The following is an 18,333-nucleotide window of genomic DNA, read 5'->3' as shown; positions in this document are numbered from 1 at the left end:
CTCGTGCAGGGCCCGGTCGGCAGAGACCTCGGCCGCGCGCGCCGGGTTGCCGACGAGCCACGCCTCGACGAGCGCGCGCCGCTCCGGTTCCAGGCGGCCGTCGATCAGGCCGTGCAGGTCGTCCTCGCCGACCGGGCGGGGATCCCCGCTCATTTCACCCTCCTCAAGAGGCCGGTCCGGCCAGTTTCCAGAAAACTTCGCATCCGCGTCCGCGCCCGGCTCAACCGGGACATCACGGTGCCGAGCGGTACGCCAAGCACCTGGGCCGCCTCGGCATAGGACAGATCCTCCACCGAGACGAGGAGCAGCACCGAGCGCTGTTCCTCGGGCAGGGCGTCGAGGCCGGCGAGCACGTCGCGGGCCCCCATCGCGGCCTCCGGGTCGAGACATGGGTCGGGCACCTGCTCCAGCGCTTCCGCGCCGCAATCGACGCCGCGCCGGCCCCGGCGCCGGACGGCGCCGAGGAACAGGTTGCGCTCGATCGTGAACAGCCACGCTCGGAGGTCGCCGTCGCGGCGGCGCCCGGACCAAGCGGACAAGGCCCGCTCCAGGGTGTCCTGGACGAGGTCGTCCGCCGCCTCGCGGTCTCGCAACAGCGCGACGGCGTAGCGCCGCAGGGCCGGGATTTGCGGTTCGATCAGGGCGGCGATCTCGTCCAACGACGCTTCCCGGTCAGAGGGGGCCGATCAAGGCATTCACCGATCAAGGCTTGGCGATGTGCCACGCGCCATTGAGGAAGCCGTCGCCGTTGATGTCGCCGGGCTTGGTGTCCTTGGCAAAGATGTAGAGCGGCTTGCCCTTGTAGGCCCACTGCATCGTGCCGTCGTCCCGCGTCACCATCGTCCAGTCGCCGCTGGCGGCCGAGCCGGAGGCGGCCATCAGGGCCGGCCAGTTGATGGCGCAGGGGCCGTTGCACATCGACTTGCCGCCCTTGTCCTTGTCGAAGGTGTATAGGGTCATGCTCTTGGCATCGACGAGCGCCGGCCCCTTGGCGGTCTCGGCCGTCATGGCAGGCGCGGCGGCCTGGGCGGCCAAGGCGGAGAAGGCGACAGCCGCGAAGGCGGCGCGGATCAGCAGAGTGCGCATGGGTGAGGTCTCCCGCGGTCGAGCATGACCGCATCGGGAGGGATGCCGAAGAGGCGCCTCTATTCCACGCGTCTTCTCGACGACAGATCACGAAGGCGTGAACGGGCTCTCAGCCACATCCGCGGAATAAAGCCGCGCCCCAGGCATCCTTCCCATCGACACCGGATCAAAAGGAAGCCGCATGCGCGGAGCACTGGGATTTGCCGTGACGGCGGCGCTGATGGCGAGCGGCCTCGTCGGCGGCCGGATGATGATGCGCCCGACCTTGGCCGCCACCGAGCCAGCGGCAGCTCCGTCCGCGTCCTTCGACGCGATGATGGCGCAGTCGATGGCGCAGATGCATGCCGACATGATGGTCCCGCCCTCGGGCGACCCCGACCGCGACTTCGCCGCGATGATAATCCCGCACCACGAAGGCGCGATCGCGATGGCGAAGGCGGAGCTGCTCCACGGCAAGGATCCGGTCCTGCGCCGCCTCGCGCAGGGGATCGTCGTCGAGCAGGGCCAGGAGATCGATGTGATGCGCCGCGCGCTCGCCGATCGCTCCGCGATGCCGGGTCGGTCCGCCGGCGCCCCTCCCGTTCACCACCATGGCGCGGCACCTGCCGCCGAGATGCCTTCGGAGCACCGCCGATGAAGACCGCCCTGACCGTTCTCGCCCTTGTGCTGCTCTCCGGCTCGGCCTTCGCCGGGCAGGCTCCGGGCCCCACCACGGCGCCCGACGTGCCCATCAGCAGCAAAGACCGGTTCTACACCTCCGATCAGTTCTCCAATACGGTCTCGGTAATCGATCCCGCCGCCAACACCCTGCTCGGGGTGATCCGGCTCGGCGACCCGACGCCGATAAATCTGAGCCCGCTCTATCGCGGGCAGCTTCTGGTTCACGGCATGGGCTTCTCGCCGGACCACAGGACCCTGCTCGCGGTCTCGATCGGTTCGAACTCCGTGAGCTTCATCGACACGGCGACCAACGCGGTCCGCCACACCGCCTATGTCGGCCGCTCGCCGCACGAAGCCTTCTTCACGCCGGACGGCCGAGAGGTCTGGGTGAGCGTGCGCGGCGAGGACTATATCGCCGTGCTCGATGCCGCGACCGCCATGGAGACCCGCCGGATCACCGTACCGAACGGGCCGGGCATGACGATCTTCTCGCCGGACGGCACCTACGGTTACGTCTGCTCCAGCTTCAGCCCCGAGACCGTCGTCATCGACACCAAGACCCACGCCATCGTCGGCCGCGTGAAGCAGGAGAGCCCGTTCTGCCCCGACATCGCCGCCACGCCGGACGGCAAGCAGGTGTGGTTCACCCTCAAGGATGTCGGCCGGACCCAGGTGTTTTCGGCGCGTCCGCCATTCGCGCCGCTGAAGACGATCGAGACCGGGCCAATCACCAACCACGTCAACATCGTCTCGACCAAGGCCGGCCAGTTCGCCTATGTGACGATCGGCGGCCTGAACCAGGTCAAGGTGTTCCTCACCGACGATTTCTCCCAGCTCGCAACGATCCCGACCGGCGCCCTGCCGCACGGGCTCTGGCCCTCGGGCGACGGCACCCGCGTCTATGTCGGCCTGGAGAACGCCGACAAGGCCGCGGTGATCGACACCGCGTCGAACACGGTGATCGCCGAGGTGCCGATCGGGCAGGGTCCGCAGGGCGTCGCCTACGTCCCGAACGCCGTACCGGAGGGCGACGGAATGCAAAACCTGCAGCCGCTGGGGGTCGCAGGCCAGACCAGTGCGCTGTCGCTCGCGGGCAGCGACGGCAAGCCGGCGACGCAGGTCACCCTGTTCGACCAGGGCGTGCTGCAGACGCTGCAGGCCGCGATCACGGGACTGGCGCCGAAGATGCCGTTCGTGCTGGCGCTGTCCGCAGATCCGAAGGGCGCGACCGGCCTGGAGCCACTCGCCGCCTTCACCACCAACCCGGCCGGCGCGGCCATCGTCAACGCGATCGGCCCGATCCGGCAAGTCACCCGCAAGGACGCCGGCCCGAGCCGCCGTTACCTCGTGGTCGCGGCGGGCAAGCCCGGCAAACTCGGCGGCGTCGAGCAGGTGCAGATCACGGATTAATCGAGCGGTGTCGCCAGTCCGGAAGGGGAACATCTCAAACAATGCCTCCGTGACGCGAGCCCAGCCTCGATGTCTGCTTTCGAGAACAGCGTCAGCCTGCTTCTATGGCGTAGTTGGGTCGGGACCCGCCGGTCCGCTCTATGACCGGATCGGGTGGATTGGTGCCGGTCCGCTTCTTGGAGCCCAAGCCATGAAGCGGACCTTCGTTCGGGGAACGACTTTGGGCAGGTAGACTTCGGCAAAGTTTGGGTCGGGCGGTCAAACCAGTCGGGCGTCGCCATCGATGTGGAGGGTCTCGCCGTTCATGAAGCCGTTGCTCATGAGGAAGACGACAGCTGCGCCAGCCTCCTCCGCCGTGCCGAGACGACGCTGCGGTAGCTTCTCCCTGAGGGCGGCGACGTAGGCGTCACGATGAGCGCCCAGCGTACGGGAAAGAAGCGGTGTGTCCGTGGTGCCGGGTGAGAGCGTGCTAACGCGTATCGGCGCGAGTTCCAGCGCCAGGCCCCGGGCAAAAGCCTCCATCGCCGCCGAGGCGGCGGCGAGCACTGCCGTTCCCTGGGCACTCGGGCGATCCGCAAGTGCCCCCGAGATGAAGGTCACGGAGCCATCCGAAGCGAGGCGGTCACCGAGCGTCCATAGGGTATGGACTGCGGCCCAGATCCGCTCGTCGAAGGCGCGCTTCATGTATCTAACACGCACGAAGGTACTCTCGTCATCCTCGGGCGAGCAACGGACGCTGAGTGGCGGAGACGGGACACTATGGAGATCGCGGTCCTAACGGCTGCCACGGGCCTCGCAGGATCCCTGGTGGGGGCAGCTTCGTCGATGGTCACGACCTGGCTTACGCAGAACGGCCAGCGGAAGGCACAGTGGCAGGCGGGCGAGGTTGCGAAGCGCGAGGCTTTGTACGACGAGTTCATCGCGGAAGCATCGAAATGCCTCGCGGACGCCCTGACCCACGATCCGGATGGACCGGAGGTGGTCGTCGGCCTGTTCGCCATCATAGGCAGGATGCGCCTGCGGTCTTCCAGGCCCGTGGTCGAGGCGGCCGAGCGTCTGACGGGCTTCGTCGTAGAGACTTACCACGCACCGAACCTGACCTTCGCGGAGATCCGGGCGACCTTCATGCGCGGGGACGCGCCCGATCCGCTCGCGGACTTCGGGGAGGCATGCCGTCGGGAGCTTCAGGACTTGCGGGGATAGCCATCGGGAAACCGCGACCGACGCCATCGGATCGAGGGGCCGGCAGGGATACAAAGGCGTCACGCCACTTGGAATTCGTCGCTACCGCGACTCGTCGACAGGCTGCCTTACGTGGCCAGCGGACCCCTAGCCGGGCACCCGAGGGATAGGGCCACGGTTGCGCACCAGACACGAAACTGGCGGTTCCGGGGATGGCGCCGATAACGCTCCCGCAGCGGACATCGGTCCTGTCGGCTTTTGCGGCCTGCACCACCGGACGTGATCATCAAGCGTCGTAACCCATCCAGGCCCGTGTCTCGGCGAGGATCTCGTCCGACAGCATTGGGTCGTCGACCGCACGCGCGAGGACGAGCGCACCGATCAGGGCAGCGTAGGTGCCGATGGCCTCGCGGCGTCGCTTGGCGGTGACGCCGGCGGGGAGCGCCTCGGTCATGCGATCGATCTGCGTTCGGATGCCGGTCGTCATAGCCGAACGCGCCGCCGGCGGCCGGTGACGGATATCGGCTGCCAGGGCCGCCATCGGGCACCCGTCCGCCGCATCGTCCCGATGCGCAGGCGATAGATACCTCGCGATGGCCCCTTCCAAGTCGCCGCCCCTTCCCGAGACCTCGGCCGTGGCATGGGCGATGGCATGCGCCATCAAGTCCTCCTTGGAGGCGAAGTGACCGTAGAAGCCGCCGTGCGTCAGGCCCGCAGCCTTCATCACCTCGGCGACCCCGACCGCGTCGAAGCCCTTCTCCCGAAACAGCCGGCTGGCCTCGGACAGGATGCGGTGGCGGTTCTCCCGCATCTGCTCCTGGGTCACACGCATTGCAAAAAATCTCCTTCGTTGCCGTTGACACTAATATGATCGCGATCATATTTTGTTTCAATCATGATTGCGATCATAAAAAACGCCACGTCATGCAAGGGATCGTACAATGTCGCGCAAACCCTCCGTCCTCGTCACCGGCGCCTCCACCGGGATCGGTGCGACCTACGCCGACCGCTTCGCCCGGCGCGGCCACGACCTCGTCCTCGTCGCCCGTGACAAGGCACGGATGGAGGAACTCGCCGGGCGCCTACGCGGCGAGTACGGCGTCGCCGTCGACGTCCTGCCGGCCGACCTTACCGTGCCGGACCAGGTCCGGGCCGTGGAGGCGCGCCTGTGCGACGACGACCGCATCGGCATCCTGATCAACAACGCAGGCGGCAACGTCGGCGGCAGCTTCATCGAGCAGGCCACCGACGACGTCGAGCGGATCGTGACCCTCAACGCGACGTCGCTGCTTCGGCTCTCCAGCGCGGTCGCGCCCCGCCTCGCCAAGGCCGGGACGGGCGCCATCGTCAACATCGGCTCCGTGGTCGGATTGGCCCCAGAGTTCGGCATGTCGGTCTACGGCGCGACCAAGGCCTTCGTCCTGTTCCTGTCCCAGGGCCTGAGCCACGAGCTGTCGCCCAAGGGGGTGTACGTGCAGGCAGTGCTGCCGGCGGCAACGCGCACCGAGATCTGGAGCCGCTCGGGAGCAGACCCGGCCACGTTGCCGCCGATGATGGAGGTCGGCGACCTCGTGGACGCCGCCCTGGTCGGGTTCGACCGCCGCGAGCCCGTGACCATCCCGCCGCTCCACGACGCCGGGCAGTGGGACGCCTTCCAGGCGGCGCGTCAGGCGATGATCCCGGGGTTCGCCCAGGTCCTCCCAGCACCGCGCTACGCTCCCGCCCCGTGAATCGTCGAAATCGCAAAAGTTTGGAGACCGTAGTCCCGTGAAGGCGTTCATTCTCGACCGATACAAGAAGAAGCAGCCGCTTCGGCTCGGCGACCTGCCGGAGCCAGCGATGGGGCCCGGTGACGTCCTGGTCGAGATCGCTGCGGCCGGGCTCAACGTCCTGGACGCCAAGATCCGCAACGGCGAGTTCAAGCTCCTCCTGCCGTATAAGCCGCCCTTCGTCCTCGGGCACGACCTTGCCGGGACCGTCGTCCGGACCGGGGCCAATGTCCGACGCTTCAAGGTGGGCGACGAAGTCTATGCCCGCCCGCGGGACGGTCGCATCGGCACCCTCGCCGAGCGCATCGCCGTCGACGAGGCGGACGTCGCGCTCAAGCCCAAAAACCTCTCGATGACCGAGGCGGCCTCCATTCCCCTCGTTGGCCTGACCGCATGGCAGGTCCTGGTCGAGCAGGCCAAGCTCAAACGGGGGGACAAGGTGCTGATCCACGCCGGCTCCGGTGGCGTCGGCACCTTCGCCATCCAACTCGCCAAGCACCTCGGCGCCACGGTCGCGACCACGGCGAGCGCGGGGAACGCCGACCTCGTCAGGAGCCTCGGGGCCGACATCGTCATCGACTACAAGCGCCAGGACTTCGAGAAGGTCCTGTCCGGCTACGACGTCGTCCTGAACAGCCTCGACGGCGACACGCTCCGGAAGTCGCTGGACGTGCTCAAGCCGGGTGGCAAGCTGATCTCGATTTCCGGGCCGCCGGACCCGACCTTCGCCAAGGCGCAGGGGCTGAACGTTGTCCTCGCGCTGGTCATGCGCGTGTTGAGCCTCGGCATCCGTCGCAAGGCCAAGGCGCGCGGCGTCGATTACGCGTTCCTGTTCATGCGGGCGAACGGGGCGCAACTCGCGCGGATCGCGGCCCTGATCGAGGCGGGAACCATCCGCCCGGTCGTGGACCGGGTGTTCCCGTTCGCGGCGACAGACGAGGCCCTGACCGACCTGGAGGCCGGCCGGTCCAAGGGCAAGGTCGTGGTCGAGATCCGATGACGGGAACACCTCACATGGACATGCCCATATCCCGCTTCGCCGATCTCGCGCGCAGGTGGGTCGACGCCCCGACCCGGAGCGTTGCGGCCGCCGTGACGACCTTCGCGTACCGGCAACTCGGGCCGGCATCCGGGGTACCGGTGATCCTGCTCAATCACTGGGGAGCGAACCTCGACAACTTCGACCCGCGCATCGTCGACGGGCTCGCCGCAGGTCGTCCGGTCATCGCGCTCGACTATCGCGGCATCGGTGCCTCGGGCGGCCAAGCACCACTTACGGTGGCTGAGATGGCGGCCGACACCGTTGCGACCATCCGGGCCCTCGTCCTGGATCGGGTCGACATCGTCGGCTTCTCGCTGGGAGGCTTCGTGGCGCAGGAGGTCGCGCTGCGGGAGCCTGCCCTCGTGCGCAGGCTGATCCTGGCCGGGACCGGACCTGCCGGTGGCACTGGCATCGATAAGGTCGGGTCGGTGTCGTGGCCGCTCATCGTGAAGGGGCTGCTGACCTTCCGGGATCCGAAGACGTACTTGTTCTTCACCGCTTCGGAAGCCAGTCGCCGTGCGGCGAAGGCGTTCCTGGGACGCCTGAAGGAGCGCACGTCGGATCGGGACCCGTCGGTCGGGATCGGGGCGTTCCGGAGGCAACTCAAGGCGATCCACGCCTGGGGTCGGCAGGGGCCACAGGACCTGGGCCGGATCGAGCGACCCGTCCTCGTCGTGAACGGAGACCGGGACATCATGGTGCCGAGCGCGAACTCCGCAGATATGGCGCGTCGCCTGCCGGACGCCGAACTCGTCATCTACGAGGATGCCGGCCACGGCGGCATCTTCCAGTACCACCAAGCTTTTACACCGAAGGCGGTCGCCTTCCTGGATGGCTGAACAAGGCACCGTCGATGGGGCGCGGGCCGTCGAATGGCTCCGCGCCCTCTGGTCGATACCGGATCCATCATACGTCCCAGACAAGGTAGCATCCGCATGATCCAGGACATCGCGGTTCGTCATCATGTCCATCTCAGCGACCGCAGCTACGACGCCGTGGTCGCGGCCTTCCGGGAAGCCGTCGGCTCGGTGGAGGAGGGGTTCGACCAAGCCGCGGCGGAGGTCACAAGCCGGGAGGGCTTCGAGGCCTTGGCCCATTCCCGAGAAGGCAGAAGCGGGTTCATGTCCTTCCTGCCGGTCGATCACGGCAAGTGGCTGCGTTGGGTCGGCATTGAGGGCAAGTGCGTGATGTTCGTGCTCGGCAACCCGCTGATCGCCCAGACGATGATGCGTCACAGCATGGCGGTCGGCCTCAACGTACCGGTCCGCTTGGCCATCTACGAGGATGCGGATGGCGGGACGCGGGTTGCCTACGACCTGCCCTCCAGCCTGATGAGCACGATCCATGACGGACGGGTCCATGACGCGGCCCTCAAGCTCGATGCCAAGCTAATCGCGCTCGCCGAGCAGATCTCCGGCGCCAAGGCCTGAAGGGGTCCCTTCGGACCCGGCATCGCTTGTGACGGCAAACGCGGTCCGAACCCTGATCGTATCCGGCCCGGGCACGACGAAGGTATCCGACGCGCTCGGCGCGTCCGGGAGCCAGTGCATCGTCTCGTGCATGCAACTTTCGGCAGCGCGTGACGACGAACTGAGGTGCTGGCTGTTTCACGAACCGGTCTTCGAAGCTCGCCTCCAGCGGTTGGCCGGCGGTGCAAAGGGCGGCATCCGCACCATCACGACGACCGACATGCCCTCCCGGCCTTACGGTCCGGCGGAGGTCAGAACCGGCGCAGGCCCATCCGGAGGTTCGCCCTGGCCACCTACGACCTCGCGGATGCCAGGACGCTGGTCATCAACCGCACCGCCGCCAGGCGCGCGTCGAACATGCGCTCGCACGAGCAGGGGAATGGGGAGGCGATCCGGTTCGCAACACGCCTCTGCGGCCGCTTCGTGCGATATGGCCTGCGCATGCAGGCCAGGCGATGCTTCCTTCATCACGTCTGCCCGTCACGCCTCATGCCCATGACATCGCCGAGCCAAGAGGGTGGACTTTCCGTGATGGCCGCGTCCGGGAATATGTCCGCCGGAGCTAGCGTAGGGTCAGCGCATCCAACCAGCCGTGGGACGCGGCATAGCGGATGATCTCCGCCCGCGTCCTCAGCCCGAGCTTCTCGGCGGCCCTGGCCTTGTAGGTCTCGACCGACTTCACGCTGACGTCGATCCGTCGGGCGATCTCCTTGTTGCTGAGACCCTGCGCAATGAGGCGTAGCGTCTCCGTCTCCCGTGGGCTGAGCGCCTCGCCACCGTCGCCTCCGGTACCCTTCGCCGATGTCGCGGGTTGCTGCATGGCGTGGCCCGCGACGGACGGGTCGAGGTAAACGCCACCCGCCGCCACCGCATGGACCGCCCTGAGGAGGTCCTCGGCCGCGGAGCGTTTCAGTAGGTAGCCCCTGGCGCCGGCCCTCAGCAGCGGCTGGACGTAGGCGGCGTCCTCGTGGACCGTGAGGACGAGGACCCTGGTCTCGGTGCACTCGGCGGTGACCCGCTCCGTCAGTTCGAGGCCGTTGAGGCCGGGCATCGACACGTCGACAACGGCGACCTCGGGCGAGACCGAGCGGATCAGGGGAAGCGCCTCGCCGCCGTTCGTGGCCTCGCCGACCAGTTCGATCTCGGGGTCGGCGTTCAGGAGCGCCCGGATGCCGGCGAGGACGATGGGATGGTCGTCGGCGAGGACGACGCGGATGCGGCCCATGGACAGGTCCTTCATGCGCAGGCGGCCTGCGGAACGGGGATGGCGATGAACAACGTCGTGCCGACCCCCGGAGAGGTTTCCAGCGTCAGCGCACCGCCGAGGAGCGACAGGCGCTCGCGGATGCCGGACAGGCCCAGGCGCGGCTTGGCCGGTGAACCGTCCTCCGTCATCCCGGGAACGACCTCGGGATCGAAACCGCCTCCGTCGTCCTCGACGATCACCCGCACCTCCTGCGGACGGTGCTCGACCGAGACGCTGACGGTGTCGGCCTCGGCATGCTTCAGGACGTTGGTGAGCGCCTCCTGCACGATCCGATAGATCGCGGTCTCGGCGGCGGCGGACAAGCGGACGGGGTCGCCGAGGAACTCCAGGTCGGCGCGGACGCCATGGCGCCGCCCCCACTCCCGGAGCAGGGTGGCGAGGGCCTCGTGCAGGCCGAGATCGTCGAGGGCGGTCGGGCGCAGGTCGACGGCCGCGCGATGGATGTCGCGCCCGATCTCGCCGGCGAGCGATTGCAGCCATTGGACCTGCCGGGTCGCTTCCGGGGCGGCGACGCAGGATGCGAGCAGCCGTTCCAGGCCCTTCAGGCCGAGCGATAGGCCCGTGACGGTCTGGCCGACCTGGTCGTGGAGCTCGCGCGCGATGCGGCGCTGTTCATTCTCCTGCGCCTCGCCGAGGCGGCGGAGGAGTTCGAGGCGCTCCGCCTCGGCGCGCTTGCGCGGCTCGATGTCGGACACCACGCCGTAGACCAGGCCGGCCGCGGCGGCGTCACGCAGGCGGGGCGCGCGGCCGGCCAGGCGTACCCAGCGCGGCTCGGGACCCGTGCCGTCGACGCGGAATTCGACGTCGAAAGCCCCCCCGTCCGCCAGGCTCCAGCGCAGGTCGTCGGAGAGGCGGGCGCGGTCGTCCGGGTGGACCGTCCCGATCACCATGCCGACGTCGGCCTCCGTCTCGCCGCCCTCCGCGACGTCGGCCCTCCAACCGAGCAGTTGGGCCGCGCGCGGCGACCCCGTCACCTTACCCCGGACCGTATCCCATCGCAGCGTTCCGAGCTCGGCGGCATCGGCGGCGACGGCGCCCTGCTCCTCGCTCGACCTCAGCGCCAGGGAAAACCGCGCCCGCTCGCCGGCCCGTCTCTGCGCCATGTCGCGGCCCACCAGGCCGACCAGCGCGAGGGCGAGGCCGATGCTGAGGACACTGCCGCCGGCCAGGACGAGGTAGGAGCGCAGGACCGGGGCGTTCAGCGTCGCGGCCGGCATTCCGAAATGCACCGACCAGCCACCGGTGTCCTGCAGCGTGCGATAGACCACCTCGACGTTCGATCCCTCCAGGGTGGAGCCCGAGTAGAAGCCGTTGGGCGCGTGCCGGATCGCCGCCTGGAGTGCGGCGTCGGCGGGTTGCCCGAGTTCCTCCGCCTCGGCGCGGGTGCGGGCGATGGTGTTGCCGTCGGCATCGACGATGGTCCCGACCCAGCCATCCGGTGCGCCGGCGTCGCGCAGGATCGAGCTGACCGCGTCGTTGGCGAGTCCGACCGATAGGACGTAGCGGAGGTCGCCTTTCCTGATGACTGGGACCCGCAACGCGACGAGGCGCTTGCCCGAGACCGGCCCGACCGGGCCGATGCCGCCGACCACGGGGCGATGCGTCCCGACGACGGCGTCGAAGCTTCGGCGGTCGGCGGTGGGTCCGAGCTCGTCGTCGAGGGAGCGGAGCAGGTTGACGATCTGGACGCCGTCCGGCCTGGAAAGCTCGACGGTCTCCCACAGGGGCCGGGCCCGCTTGACCCGCTCGGCCTCGGCGTAGAAAGCGGCGAGGTCTGGCTTGTCGAGGGTGGAGGATGCCGCTTCCGCTTCGAGGACGCCGATCTGCGCTGCGATGTCGGAAGAGACGCGCTCGGCGACGCGGCTCGCGCTGGCCACCGCGGCACTGCGGGTGAGGTCGCGCTGCTGCTGCGCCATCGACGTGGCGACCCAGCCGCTGAGCAGGAGAACCGGAATGGCGGCCGCGAGCGCCAGCGCGACGACGGTGCGACCGTTGCCACGGCTGAGTTGCGCCTGATCCGCCCCGTCGGAACGGACTTTTCCCCGGATGGTCATGAATGCGACCCTCGGACGGCCCCTTCCATGGCGGAGGATGCCGCCGGTCCGACATGTCCGATCCTAAAGCCTATGCGCCCGACAGCCGAGACGCCCGGCACCGGTAGCCCGGTATCACCGAGACCCTTCATCCACCTCGATGTCCAAGGCCCCGCGGAACCGCGGTGACCCCGCGTCGTCCCCGAGGAGGCGTCGTCCCGAGGCTATGACTTGAAGGGTTTGACGGTCGCCTTCCGAGGCGAGCACGCCTTGCTCCAGGTACCTCAGGCGTTCGATCAGGTTCGGCGGTGGAATGCCGTCCTGATCGAGGCCGGCCTCCACCAGGGCGGTCACCACACGCTCCAGTCTGCCGAAGGTATGGCCTTCCAGCGACGACGGTTTCTTCCTGCCCATATAGCCCATGCATCGATATCCCGACCCTCGTCGGCATGGCTCCGGCAAGGGCGCCGACCCGGGCCCGCAGTGCACGGACGAGCCGACCCCGCCGAGGGGCGCCTTAGGTCGCCGCCGAAAGTTCCGGGGCCGACGCGTCAGGCCGGAGCCCTGCGACCCGTACCATCACGCGCGGATGCGGCACCCTTGTGTCGAGGTCCCAGACCGATCCGTCAAAGCCCTCGTACCAGGCGCGGCGTTCGCGCGAGTCCCCGGGATAGGGGCATGCGTCCCTCGGGCGACCCATGGTTCGGGCGCGCGCGCCCTGCTTGATGACATCCATGATCATCGGCGCTTCCTCTCCGTCATCTCGAAAACCGTTCGACGGCATCGAGTAGCGCCCGGATCGACGGCACCGACAAGCTTGTTTCACGGCCCCTGCCGTTCTCTCCGACGCGTGTCAGGATCTTCCCGACACCCGCGGATGCGGAACGCGCTTGACCGTTGCCGATGGACCGTTGCGTTCCTTTCACCCGGCGAAGCGGCGGGGCGGGCCATGGATGGTTGGCCGCCCCGACCGCGAACGTCTCTCAGGAACTCTTCTTGTTGTACTTGAAGGCAGGCGCGTTCTTCAGCGTGTCCTTGTCGGTGTCGACCATGGCCTTGAGCGTGCCGTCGGCGCGGTGGAGGAAGACCGAAGCGGGATCGACCAGGATGTAGCGTTCGCCAATCCCGAGGAAGCCACCGACGCTGACGACGAGGCCGGAGACGGTCTTCCCGTTGTCGATGACCAGGTCTTCGATCTCGCCGACGGTCTCGTTCTGCTTGTTGTAGAGGTTCTTGCCGACGAGCTTCGAGGAGGTCACCTCGGCCGGCGTCGCGGTGACGAACCTGATTTTGGCGGTGGCCGTGTCTGCCATGGTCATGCCGCTCATTCCGCCCGTCGAAGTGGGCATCGCGGTGCCGGCCGCCGGGGCCTTCATCTGGCCGGTCTGGTCACTGGCAGGCTTCTGCATGGCCTTGTCCTGCGCGAGCGCGGGACCGGCAAGGAATGCGCTGGCGACGAGCGCGCTGACAACGATGTTCTTCATCCGGTTCTCCTCGATCTGGGAAAGCATCGGCACGGGGCCGACATCCGTCAGTCGAGGGCTTGGACCTGCCACGGGCGGCCCAAGCCCTCGACTCGCGTGCGGGGCTTAGTAGCCGCAGCCGAGGTACGGGCGGCCGTAGCCGTAGCGGACCGGGGCGTAACCGTATCCATAGCCGTAGCCGTAGCGGACCGGGGCGTAGCCGTATCCATAGCCGTAGCCGTAGGGACGGCCGTATCCGGCACCATAATAGGCCGGCCGGATCGCCGCGGCGGCGAGCCCGAGGCCGAGGCCGGTCGCGAGGCCGAAACCGCGATAGCCGCGACGGTAACCGTAGCGACCGTAGTGGCGCCCGTACCCGAAGCGGGCGTGCCGGAAGCCGAACCCGCGATAGCCGCCGAACCCATGTCGGTGCGAGCGGAAGCCGATGCCGCGGAAGCCGCCGTGATGCCCCCGGAAGCCACCGAACCCACGGTGGTGTCCATGGAAGCCGCCGTGATGTCCGTGGAAGCCATGCCCCCTGCCGAAGGGCCTCGCCTCGCTCGATGGGGCGAACAGGACGAGGCTCGATACCGCGGCGAGGGCGACTGCGATGCGTTTCATGGAGCGACTCTGGATGGGCCATGCCTGGCCGCGCGGTGGGAGGAAAGGCTCGACCGGCGTTCCGGCCTTGTCGAACGCGCCCGGAACGGGCCGGCGCAGCCTTTCCGGCTCACCTCGTCATCTGGGTCGCCGGAGGTGCCCCGATCAGTCAGAGAAGACCGCAACTCCGTCAGGGTAAACCTGACAGCCGCCTGGGCCCCCACCGAGTGCGGGTTGCAATCCATGCGGCGTCATACGAGGTCGCGGTCAGGGCGTGCCTCGGCGGCGGATCGGGGCTCACACGGCCGAGTGGCAGGGGTACGCATGAGGCAAGCGATGCGCCGAACGGCACGGCTGCTCCGCACGCTCCGGAGGCGGCCCGGCGGCGTCTCGCCATTCGGTGTTCCCAGTGCCGGACCGGCGCCGGCGGCCGAACACTCCGTCGAGGACTGGGCCCGTTACGGTGGAGGGCTCGACGCATCGGACCTCGCCCCCGACCAGAACCGCATCCGGTACCCCGCCCATGACATGCCGACGTGAGCTAGGTTCGGATGCCGGAAATTCCTGGCTTGAGGCGCCCTCGGCTTGCCGCAGGTGGCGACGCTGGCCTGGAGCTCTTCCGCGGCCGGCCAACGACAACCGGAACGTTGCGCCGCCTGGGGCGATCCACGCGGTCGGGCTGGCCTTCCTCGGATGCGTCGTGGTGCTCTGCCTGATCCTGGCCCTGGCGACCTGATCGGGAACGCGGATCCGCCCGCATCACCGATGGACCGAGGGCGGTTTCGACCCACCGTGAAGATGTCGCCCACAAACCGAACGGGCAGTGAGCAGTCGACCATGGGGCGATGGTTTGCCTATGGGCCTTCCCCTCTCACGGATGGGCGCAGGCGACGGTCAGACGCGTCGATGGGACCTGTCATCCGGATGCACGCGTGCGAGCCAACCCCGGCCGCGGGCGTCGTCGCCCTCCTGCCCGATGACCGCCGTCCATTCGGCGCTCGTGTAAACGCATTGGCCGGCCGCGTCGGTAAGGAAGATCATCGAGTCGCCTCGCATCAGAATGGCCGCGGCGGATAGGTCGTGCTCCGTCCAACATCACCAAACCCTGGACGGTAGACGGCCACGAACTTGTCGCCGTGCCGTTTCCCTGGATCAAGCCTCACCGAGATCGTACGGGACCGAGGATGATCGAGCCCGGGGCGAAGGCTCTCGTACGGCCGGAAGCGATAGCGGACATCCTCGGGGTTCCGGTGGACGGGTCCCTGGCAGGACCCGTTCCGGGCAATCTTGCGGCAGCCGACGAATGCCTTCGCCCCCTGGCTATGCCCGAGGACCAAGGAAAGGAGCCGTCCTGTCGGCGACGCTCGCCCCATGGTCGTGCGGCCCGATGCCGGGACCACCCAAACCGCCGCGGCCGGCGGCTCGACGACGGCCGGGGCCGCCGGGATCGATCAGCATAGGCCCGGACGCCCATTCAATTGCGGCCGGGCCTACTCGTATCCGCTGCCCACCGACTGGACGGCGCGCCGATGCTGAGCGCTGAACGGTCCGCCCACCTCATGCCTTGACGCACGACGGTTCCGGCATTCGGGTCAGCAGGAGGGCGGCGGCGGACCCGATGGCGCTGGAGACGAGGAACGCCGCGGTGAACCCGCTGAGGTCGACGATGCTGCCGGCGAGCACGTTCGACAGGGCGATGGCGACGCCCTGGACGGTCGCGATGGCGCCCGAGGCGAGGTTGTACCGTCTCTTGTCCTCCATGAAGTCGGCGATCATCAGCGGCTTGATCGCGCTGTAGAGGCCGGTGCTCACGCCCTCCAGGGACTGGACCGCGAACAGCCAGATCGCGTCGTCGGACACCGTGTAGAGCAGTGCCCGGACCGGCAGCATCGCGAAGGCGAACAGAATGATGGGCTTGCGCCCCCAGCCGTCTGCGAAACGCCCGACCATGATGGCCATGGGGAGCATCACGACCTGGGCCGCGATGATGGTCGTCGAGGTGATCGCGGCCGACCAGTCCTCGTGCGCCAAGGAGATCTTCTGGGCGACGAGCGAGGCCATCGGCCCGTTCGCCAGCTGAAACAGGAAGATCGACGCGGCGAAGATCAGGAGGGGGCGGTTGGCGAGGAGCACCTTGAGTGCGGAGCCGCTTTTCGCCTTGGGCTTCACCTCCTCGGCGAGCTCCTGACCGACGATGTCGCGCGGGATGGAGAGCACGGCCGCCGCCGCCAGCAGCGATAGGGCGGGTACCAGGAAGAATACGGCCCGATCCGGGAAGCCGTAGCCCACCAGGGCGATCAGGACGGCGATGCAGACGTTGCCGCCCCGGTACCAGGCACTGTTCCGGCCCATCCGGCGGGACAGGCGCGCCTTCGGAAAGATGCCGAGGGTGAGGCCGGCGATGGTCGGGGTGAAGCTGCTGCCCGCCGCGGTCAGCACCGTGAACGCCACCAGCACCGGCCAGAACTGCGGCCAGATCGCGATCACCGCGGCCCCGGCCGACGCTGCCAGCAACGCGGCCACGATGGCCATGCGCTTATCGCGCGCGCGGTCGATGACGGCACCGAGGGGCGCCTGCAGGCCGACGCCGATGAGACCCGCAATGGTGGTCACCAACCCGACCGTCGTCGCGCTCCATTCCCGATGCACGAGCAGGAAGACGTTGAGGTAGGGCCGGAGTCCGCCGTTGACGTCGACAAGGGTCAGGTTGAGGAGGTCGAACTTGCGCGGGTGCAGGTCCCGCGCTTCCCCGGCTCCGTCCGCCGGACCTGGCCGTTCCGCTCTCCCATTCATGCTCTCATGACGCCTGTTCCCGTATCGACGTGACGGGAAGTGACGCGCCTGCACCGATTGCGTTCCCTAGGCGCCGGCCCCATCCGCCCGTTGGGACAGGGAAGGCATCGTAAGATCTCAATTGACCGCCGACCGTCCCTCGGGATCTTGACCGGATGGGAGCAAGCCGATCCTTTCGTTGAGGAACGGCAGAATCGATATGGACGTGGCGAGGCCGGGTGAAGGCAGGCGGTCCGCCCGGCGTCTCCCTACGTCGATCAGTGGGCCAGCTTCAGTGTCGCGACCCCAGCGACGATCAAGGCCACACCGGCGTAGCACGCCGGGGAATGAGTGCCTCCGCAGCGGGATCGGCCTTGGCATGCCGTTCCGGACCCGGAGCCGCCACGCCCGCCCCCGCCCGGTTCGAGGACCGGGCGAAGGTCTTTCAGCATCGAGGTTCCCGGTCGGCAAACGACCGGAACGTCGGCGTTAGCGACGGCAGCGACCGCCCGGTCCACGGTAGAGACCGGGCGGGCAACCACGCGGCGCGCCCGTGATGGCCCGCCGCATGGCGCCGCGCGGTCCGCGGTTCAAGCGGCAGCCCCCGAACGGACCGCGATGGGCACCGAAGCCGCAACCGGCGCGGACCTGGACGGTGGGAGCGTCCACGCCGAGACCGCCGGCCGGCATGGGAAGGGCCTGGGCCCCGCCTGCCATCAGCAGGGTCGCGAACCCGCCGACGATGAGACCTGTGAGCTTCATTCTGATTCTTTCGTTGTGGCTGGCACAGCGCGTAGGCCGTGCCCTGGGAAAGACCGCTATCCGAACCCCGATCCCGGGCATTCGGTTCACTTGGCGCGGCAGGGCCGCTCCGCACGGACGACGCGACCGTCGTGGTCGGCGTCGAGCCGGGCGAACCGCTTGGAAGACGTTGCGTCGATCTCCTCGGCGGTGAGGAAGCCATCGCCGTCCGCGTCGATGGCCCGGAACCGCCCGGCAGGGTCGTAAGGCCCCTTGCCGGGACGAGCGTCCCACCAGGCCGCCCATTCCGCCCGGCTGACGCGCCCGTCGTGATCGGCATCGGCCCGCATGATCCGTGTGCGGTTGCGCGAAAGGAACGTCGACAGGTCCATGCCGACGGCCCCAGCACCCTTCGGCGGGTCGGTGCCCTCAGGCGTCTGGGCGGATGCGGACGTAACCGCCAGGAGCGTGCACAGGGTCAGGCAGGCGATAGCCTTCGTCATGATCGCACCTCTTGCGTCACCGGGTCGTCCCGCGGCCGCGCCGGATGGCACGGCCCCTAGCCTCGACAGGGTCACCAACGGTGATGCCAGCCGTGGTGGCCCCAACCGCGATGGCCCCACCCGCGATGGCCCCAGCCGACATGCCGGTAGCCACCCCAGCGAGGACCGCCCCAACCGAACCGTCGCGGTCCGTAGAAGGCGGGCCGGAAGGCGTAGGGCCGGTAGAACACCCTTGGTCCGAGGTTGGGCCGGCAGTACCCGTAGAACCCGCGGTGGCCCCCGAGGCCGCAGCCGTCCCGGGCCTCGGCCGTGCCGGCGGTGGCCAACGGCGCCGCC

At 68.6% G+C, this 18,333-nt stretch carries 20 protein-coding genes; 7 read left to right on the top strand and 13 right to left on the bottom strand.

The features are described from left to right. Positions 1-149: 149 nt before the first annotated feature. Positions 150-659, bottom strand: a complete 510-nt coding sequence (locus FV222_RS04475; protein ID WP_147813158.1) for a sigma-70 family RNA polymerase sigma factor — start codon at positions 657-659, stop codon at positions 150-152. A 43-nt stretch (positions 660-702) separates the two neighbouring features. Then, positions 703-1,086, bottom strand: coding sequence for a hypothetical protein (locus FV222_RS04470; protein ID WP_147813156.1), 384 nt, complete (start codon positions 1,084-1,086; stop codon positions 703-705). 181 nt (positions 1,087-1,267) lie between these two features. Here FV222_RS04470 and FV222_RS04465 point away from each other — a divergent pair, with 181 nt between their 5' ends. After that, positions 1,268-1,723, top strand: a complete 456-nt coding sequence (locus FV222_RS04465; RefSeq protein WP_147813154.1) for a DUF305 domain-containing protein — start codon at positions 1,268-1,270, stop codon at positions 1,721-1,723. After that, positions 1,720-3,156: a YncE family protein gene (locus FV222_RS04460; RefSeq protein WP_147813152.1), complete on the top strand. Its 1,437-nt coding sequence runs from the start codon at positions 1,720-1,722 to the stop codon at positions 3,154-3,156. The genes FV222_RS04465 and FV222_RS04460 overlap by 4 nt, the downstream gene beginning before the upstream one ends. A 258-nt stretch (positions 3,157-3,414) precedes the next feature. Here the strand turns inward: FV222_RS04460 and FV222_RS04455 are convergent, their stop codons facing one another. Beyond that, positions 3,415-3,840: an SDR family oxidoreductase gene (locus FV222_RS04455; RefSeq protein WP_246685325.1), complete on the bottom strand. Its 426-nt coding sequence runs from the start codon at positions 3,838-3,840 to the stop codon at positions 3,415-3,417. 75 nt (positions 3,841-3,915) lie between these two features. On the opposite strand from FV222_RS04455, the gene FV222_RS04450 reads away from it, so the two are divergent. Next, positions 3,916-4,359, top strand: a complete 444-nt coding sequence (locus tag FV222_RS04450; RefSeq protein WP_147813150.1) for a hypothetical protein — start codon at positions 3,916-3,918, stop codon at positions 4,357-4,359. A 265-nt stretch (positions 4,360-4,624) separates the two neighbouring features. On the opposite strand, the gene FV222_RS04445 is transcribed toward FV222_RS04450, so the two are convergent. Beyond that, complete coding sequence (locus tag FV222_RS04445; RefSeq protein WP_147813148.1) at positions 4,625-5,170, bottom strand: TetR/AcrR family transcriptional regulator; 546 nt, start codon at positions 5,168-5,170, stop codon at positions 4,625-4,627. 109 nt (positions 5,171-5,279) lie between these two features. On the opposite strand from FV222_RS04445, the gene FV222_RS04440 reads away from it, so the two are divergent. The 4 genes from FV222_RS04440 to FV222_RS04425 all read left to right on the top strand — a co-directional run bounded on the left by FV222_RS04440 (position 5,280) and on the right by FV222_RS04425 (position 8,579). Continuing rightward, positions 5,280-6,068, top strand: a complete 789-nt coding sequence (locus FV222_RS04440) for an SDR family oxidoreductase (RefSeq protein WP_147813146.1) — start codon at positions 5,280-5,282, stop codon at positions 6,066-6,068. Positions 6,069-6,105: 37 nt separating this feature from the next. Beyond that, the gene (locus FV222_RS04435) at positions 6,106-7,107 is read left to right on the top strand and encodes an NADP-dependent oxidoreductase (protein ID WP_147813144.1); all 1,002 of its coding nucleotides are present in this window, start codon (positions 6,106-6,108) and stop codon (positions 7,105-7,107) included. A 14-nt stretch (positions 7,108-7,121) separates the two neighbouring features. Beyond that, entirely contained in the window at positions 7,122-7,988 is an 867-nt protein-coding gene (locus tag FV222_RS04430) for an alpha/beta hydrolase (RefSeq protein ID WP_147813142.1), read from the top strand. Between the two features lie 96 nt (positions 7,989-8,084). Next, positions 8,085-8,579 carry a DUF302 domain-containing protein gene (locus FV222_RS04425; RefSeq protein ID WP_187273753.1) on the top strand — a complete coding sequence of 165 codons (495 nt, stop codon included), beginning with the start codon at positions 8,085-8,087 and terminating at the stop codon, positions 8,577-8,579. Positions 8,580-9,180: 601 nt separating this feature from the next. On the opposite strand, the gene FV222_RS04420 is transcribed toward FV222_RS04425, so the two are convergent. The 9 genes from FV222_RS04420 to FV222_RS04370 all read right to left on the bottom strand — a co-directional run bounded on the left by FV222_RS04420 (position 9,181) and on the right by FV222_RS04370 (position 18,323). After that, positions 9,181-9,843 carry a response regulator transcription factor gene (locus tag FV222_RS04420; protein WP_147813164.1) on the bottom strand — a complete coding sequence of 221 codons (663 nt, stop codon included), beginning with the start codon at positions 9,841-9,843 and terminating at the stop codon, positions 9,181-9,183. Positions 9,844-9,854: 11 nt separating this feature from the next. Next, positions 9,855-11,939: an ATP-binding protein gene (locus FV222_RS04415; RefSeq protein ID WP_147813138.1), complete on the bottom strand. Its 2,085-nt coding sequence runs from the start codon at positions 11,937-11,939 to the stop codon at positions 9,855-9,857. A 114-nt stretch (positions 11,940-12,053) separates the two neighbouring features. Further along, complete coding sequence (locus FV222_RS04410) at positions 12,054-12,341, bottom strand: hypothetical protein (RefSeq protein WP_246685324.1); 288 nt, start codon at positions 12,339-12,341, stop codon at positions 12,054-12,056. 94 nt (positions 12,342-12,435) lie between these two features. Beyond that, complete coding sequence (locus FV222_RS31975) at positions 12,436-12,654, bottom strand: Rmf/CrpP family protein (RefSeq protein WP_348644928.1); 219 nt, start codon at positions 12,652-12,654, stop codon at positions 12,436-12,438. 247 nt (positions 12,655-12,901) lie between these two features. Further along, a complete protein-coding gene (locus FV222_RS04400; protein ID WP_246685326.1) occupies positions 12,902-13,429 on the bottom strand; it encodes a PRC-barrel domain-containing protein in 528 nt (175 codons plus the stop codon). 78 nt (positions 13,430-13,507) lie between these two features. Then, the gene (locus FV222_RS04395) at positions 13,508-14,002 is read right to left on the bottom strand and encodes a hypothetical protein (RefSeq protein WP_147813134.1); all 495 of its coding nucleotides are present in this window, start codon (positions 14,000-14,002) and stop codon (positions 13,508-13,510) included. A gap of 1,536 nt (positions 14,003-15,538) precedes the next feature. Beyond that, positions 15,539-16,774: an MFS transporter gene (locus tag FV222_RS04385; protein ID WP_147813130.1), complete on the bottom strand. Its 1,236-nt coding sequence runs from the start codon at positions 16,772-16,774 to the stop codon at positions 15,539-15,541. An 827-nt stretch (positions 16,775-17,601) separates the two neighbouring features. Further along, on the bottom strand, positions 17,602-17,997 hold the full coding sequence (locus FV222_RS04375; RefSeq protein ID WP_147813126.1) for a hypothetical protein: 396 nt from the start codon (positions 17,995-17,997) through the stop codon (positions 17,602-17,604). A gap of 71 nt (positions 17,998-18,068) precedes the next feature. Further along, positions 18,069-18,323: a hypothetical protein gene (locus tag FV222_RS04370; RefSeq protein ID WP_147813160.1), complete on the bottom strand. Its 255-nt coding sequence runs from the start codon at positions 18,321-18,323 to the stop codon at positions 18,069-18,071. Between the last annotated feature and the right edge of the window lie 10 nt (positions 18,324-18,333).

The organism is Methylobacterium sp. WL103 (assembly GCF_008039885.1).
Classification (GTDB): domain Bacteria; phylum Pseudomonadota; class Alphaproteobacteria; order Rhizobiales; family Beijerinckiaceae; genus Methylobacterium; species Methylobacterium cerastii.
The sequence above is the reverse complement of the archived record's forward strand: the minus strand, read 5'-3'. Positions and strand labels throughout refer to the sequence as shown.

Coding starts and splice junctions, on each gene's coding strand:
- FV222_RS04470 (WP_147813156.1), bottom strand. CDS start 1,086: ATGCGCACTCTGCTGATCCGCGCCGCCTTCGCGGCTGTCGCCTTCTCC.
- FV222_RS04465 (WP_147813154.1), top strand. CDS start 1,268: ATGCGCGGAGCACTGGGATTTGCCGTGACGGCGGCGCTGATGGCGAGC.
- FV222_RS04460 (WP_147813152.1), top strand. CDS start 1,720: ATGAAGACCGCCCTGACCGTTCTCGCCCTTGTGCTGCTCTCCGGCTCG.
- FV222_RS04455 (WP_246685325.1), bottom strand. CDS start 3,840: ATGAAGCGCGCCTTCGACGAGCGGATCTGGGCCGCAGTCCATACCCTA.
- FV222_RS04450 (WP_147813150.1), top strand. CDS start 3,916: ATGGAGATCGCGGTCCTAACGGCTGCCACGGGCCTCGCAGGATCCCTG.
- FV222_RS04445 (WP_147813148.1), bottom strand. CDS start 5,170: ATGCGTGTGACCCAGGAGCAGATGCGGGAGAACCGCCACCGCATCCTG.
- FV222_RS04440 (WP_147813146.1), top strand. CDS start 5,280: ATGTCGCGCAAACCCTCCGTCCTCGTCACCGGCGCCTCCACCGGGATC.
- FV222_RS04430 (WP_147813142.1), top strand. CDS start 7,122: ATGGACATGCCCATATCCCGCTTCGCCGATCTCGCGCGCAGGTGGGTC.
- FV222_RS04425 (WP_187273753.1), top strand. CDS start 8,085: ATGATCCAGGACATCGCGGTTCGTCATCATGTCCATCTCAGCGACCGC.
- FV222_RS04420 (WP_147813164.1), bottom strand. CDS start 9,843: ATGGGCCGCATCCGCGTCGTCCTCGCCGACGACCATCCCATCGTCCTC.
- FV222_RS04415 (WP_147813138.1), bottom strand. CDS start 11,939: ATGACCATCCGGGGAAAAGTCCGTTCCGACGGGGCGGATCAGGCGCAA.
- FV222_RS04410 (WP_246685324.1), bottom strand. CDS start 12,341: ATGGGCTATATGGGCAGGAAGAAACCGTCGTCGCTGGAAGGCCATACC.
- FV222_RS31975 (WP_348644928.1), bottom strand. CDS start 12,654: ATGGATGTCATCAAGCAGGGCGCGCGCGCCCGAACCATGGGTCGCCCG.
- FV222_RS04400 (WP_246685326.1), bottom strand. CDS start 13,429: ATGCTTTCCCAGATCGAGGAGAACCGGATGAAGAACATCGTTGTCAGC.
- FV222_RS04395 (WP_147813134.1), bottom strand. CDS start 14,002: ATGAAACGCATCGCAGTCGCCCTCGCCGCGGTATCGAGCCTCGTCCTG.
- FV222_RS04385 (WP_147813130.1), bottom strand. CDS start 16,774: ATGAATGGGAGAGCGGAACGGCCAGGTCCGGCGGACGGAGCCGGGGAA.
- FV222_RS04375 (WP_147813126.1), bottom strand. CDS start 17,997: ATGACGAAGGCTATCGCCTGCCTGACCCTGTGCACGCTCCTGGCGGTT.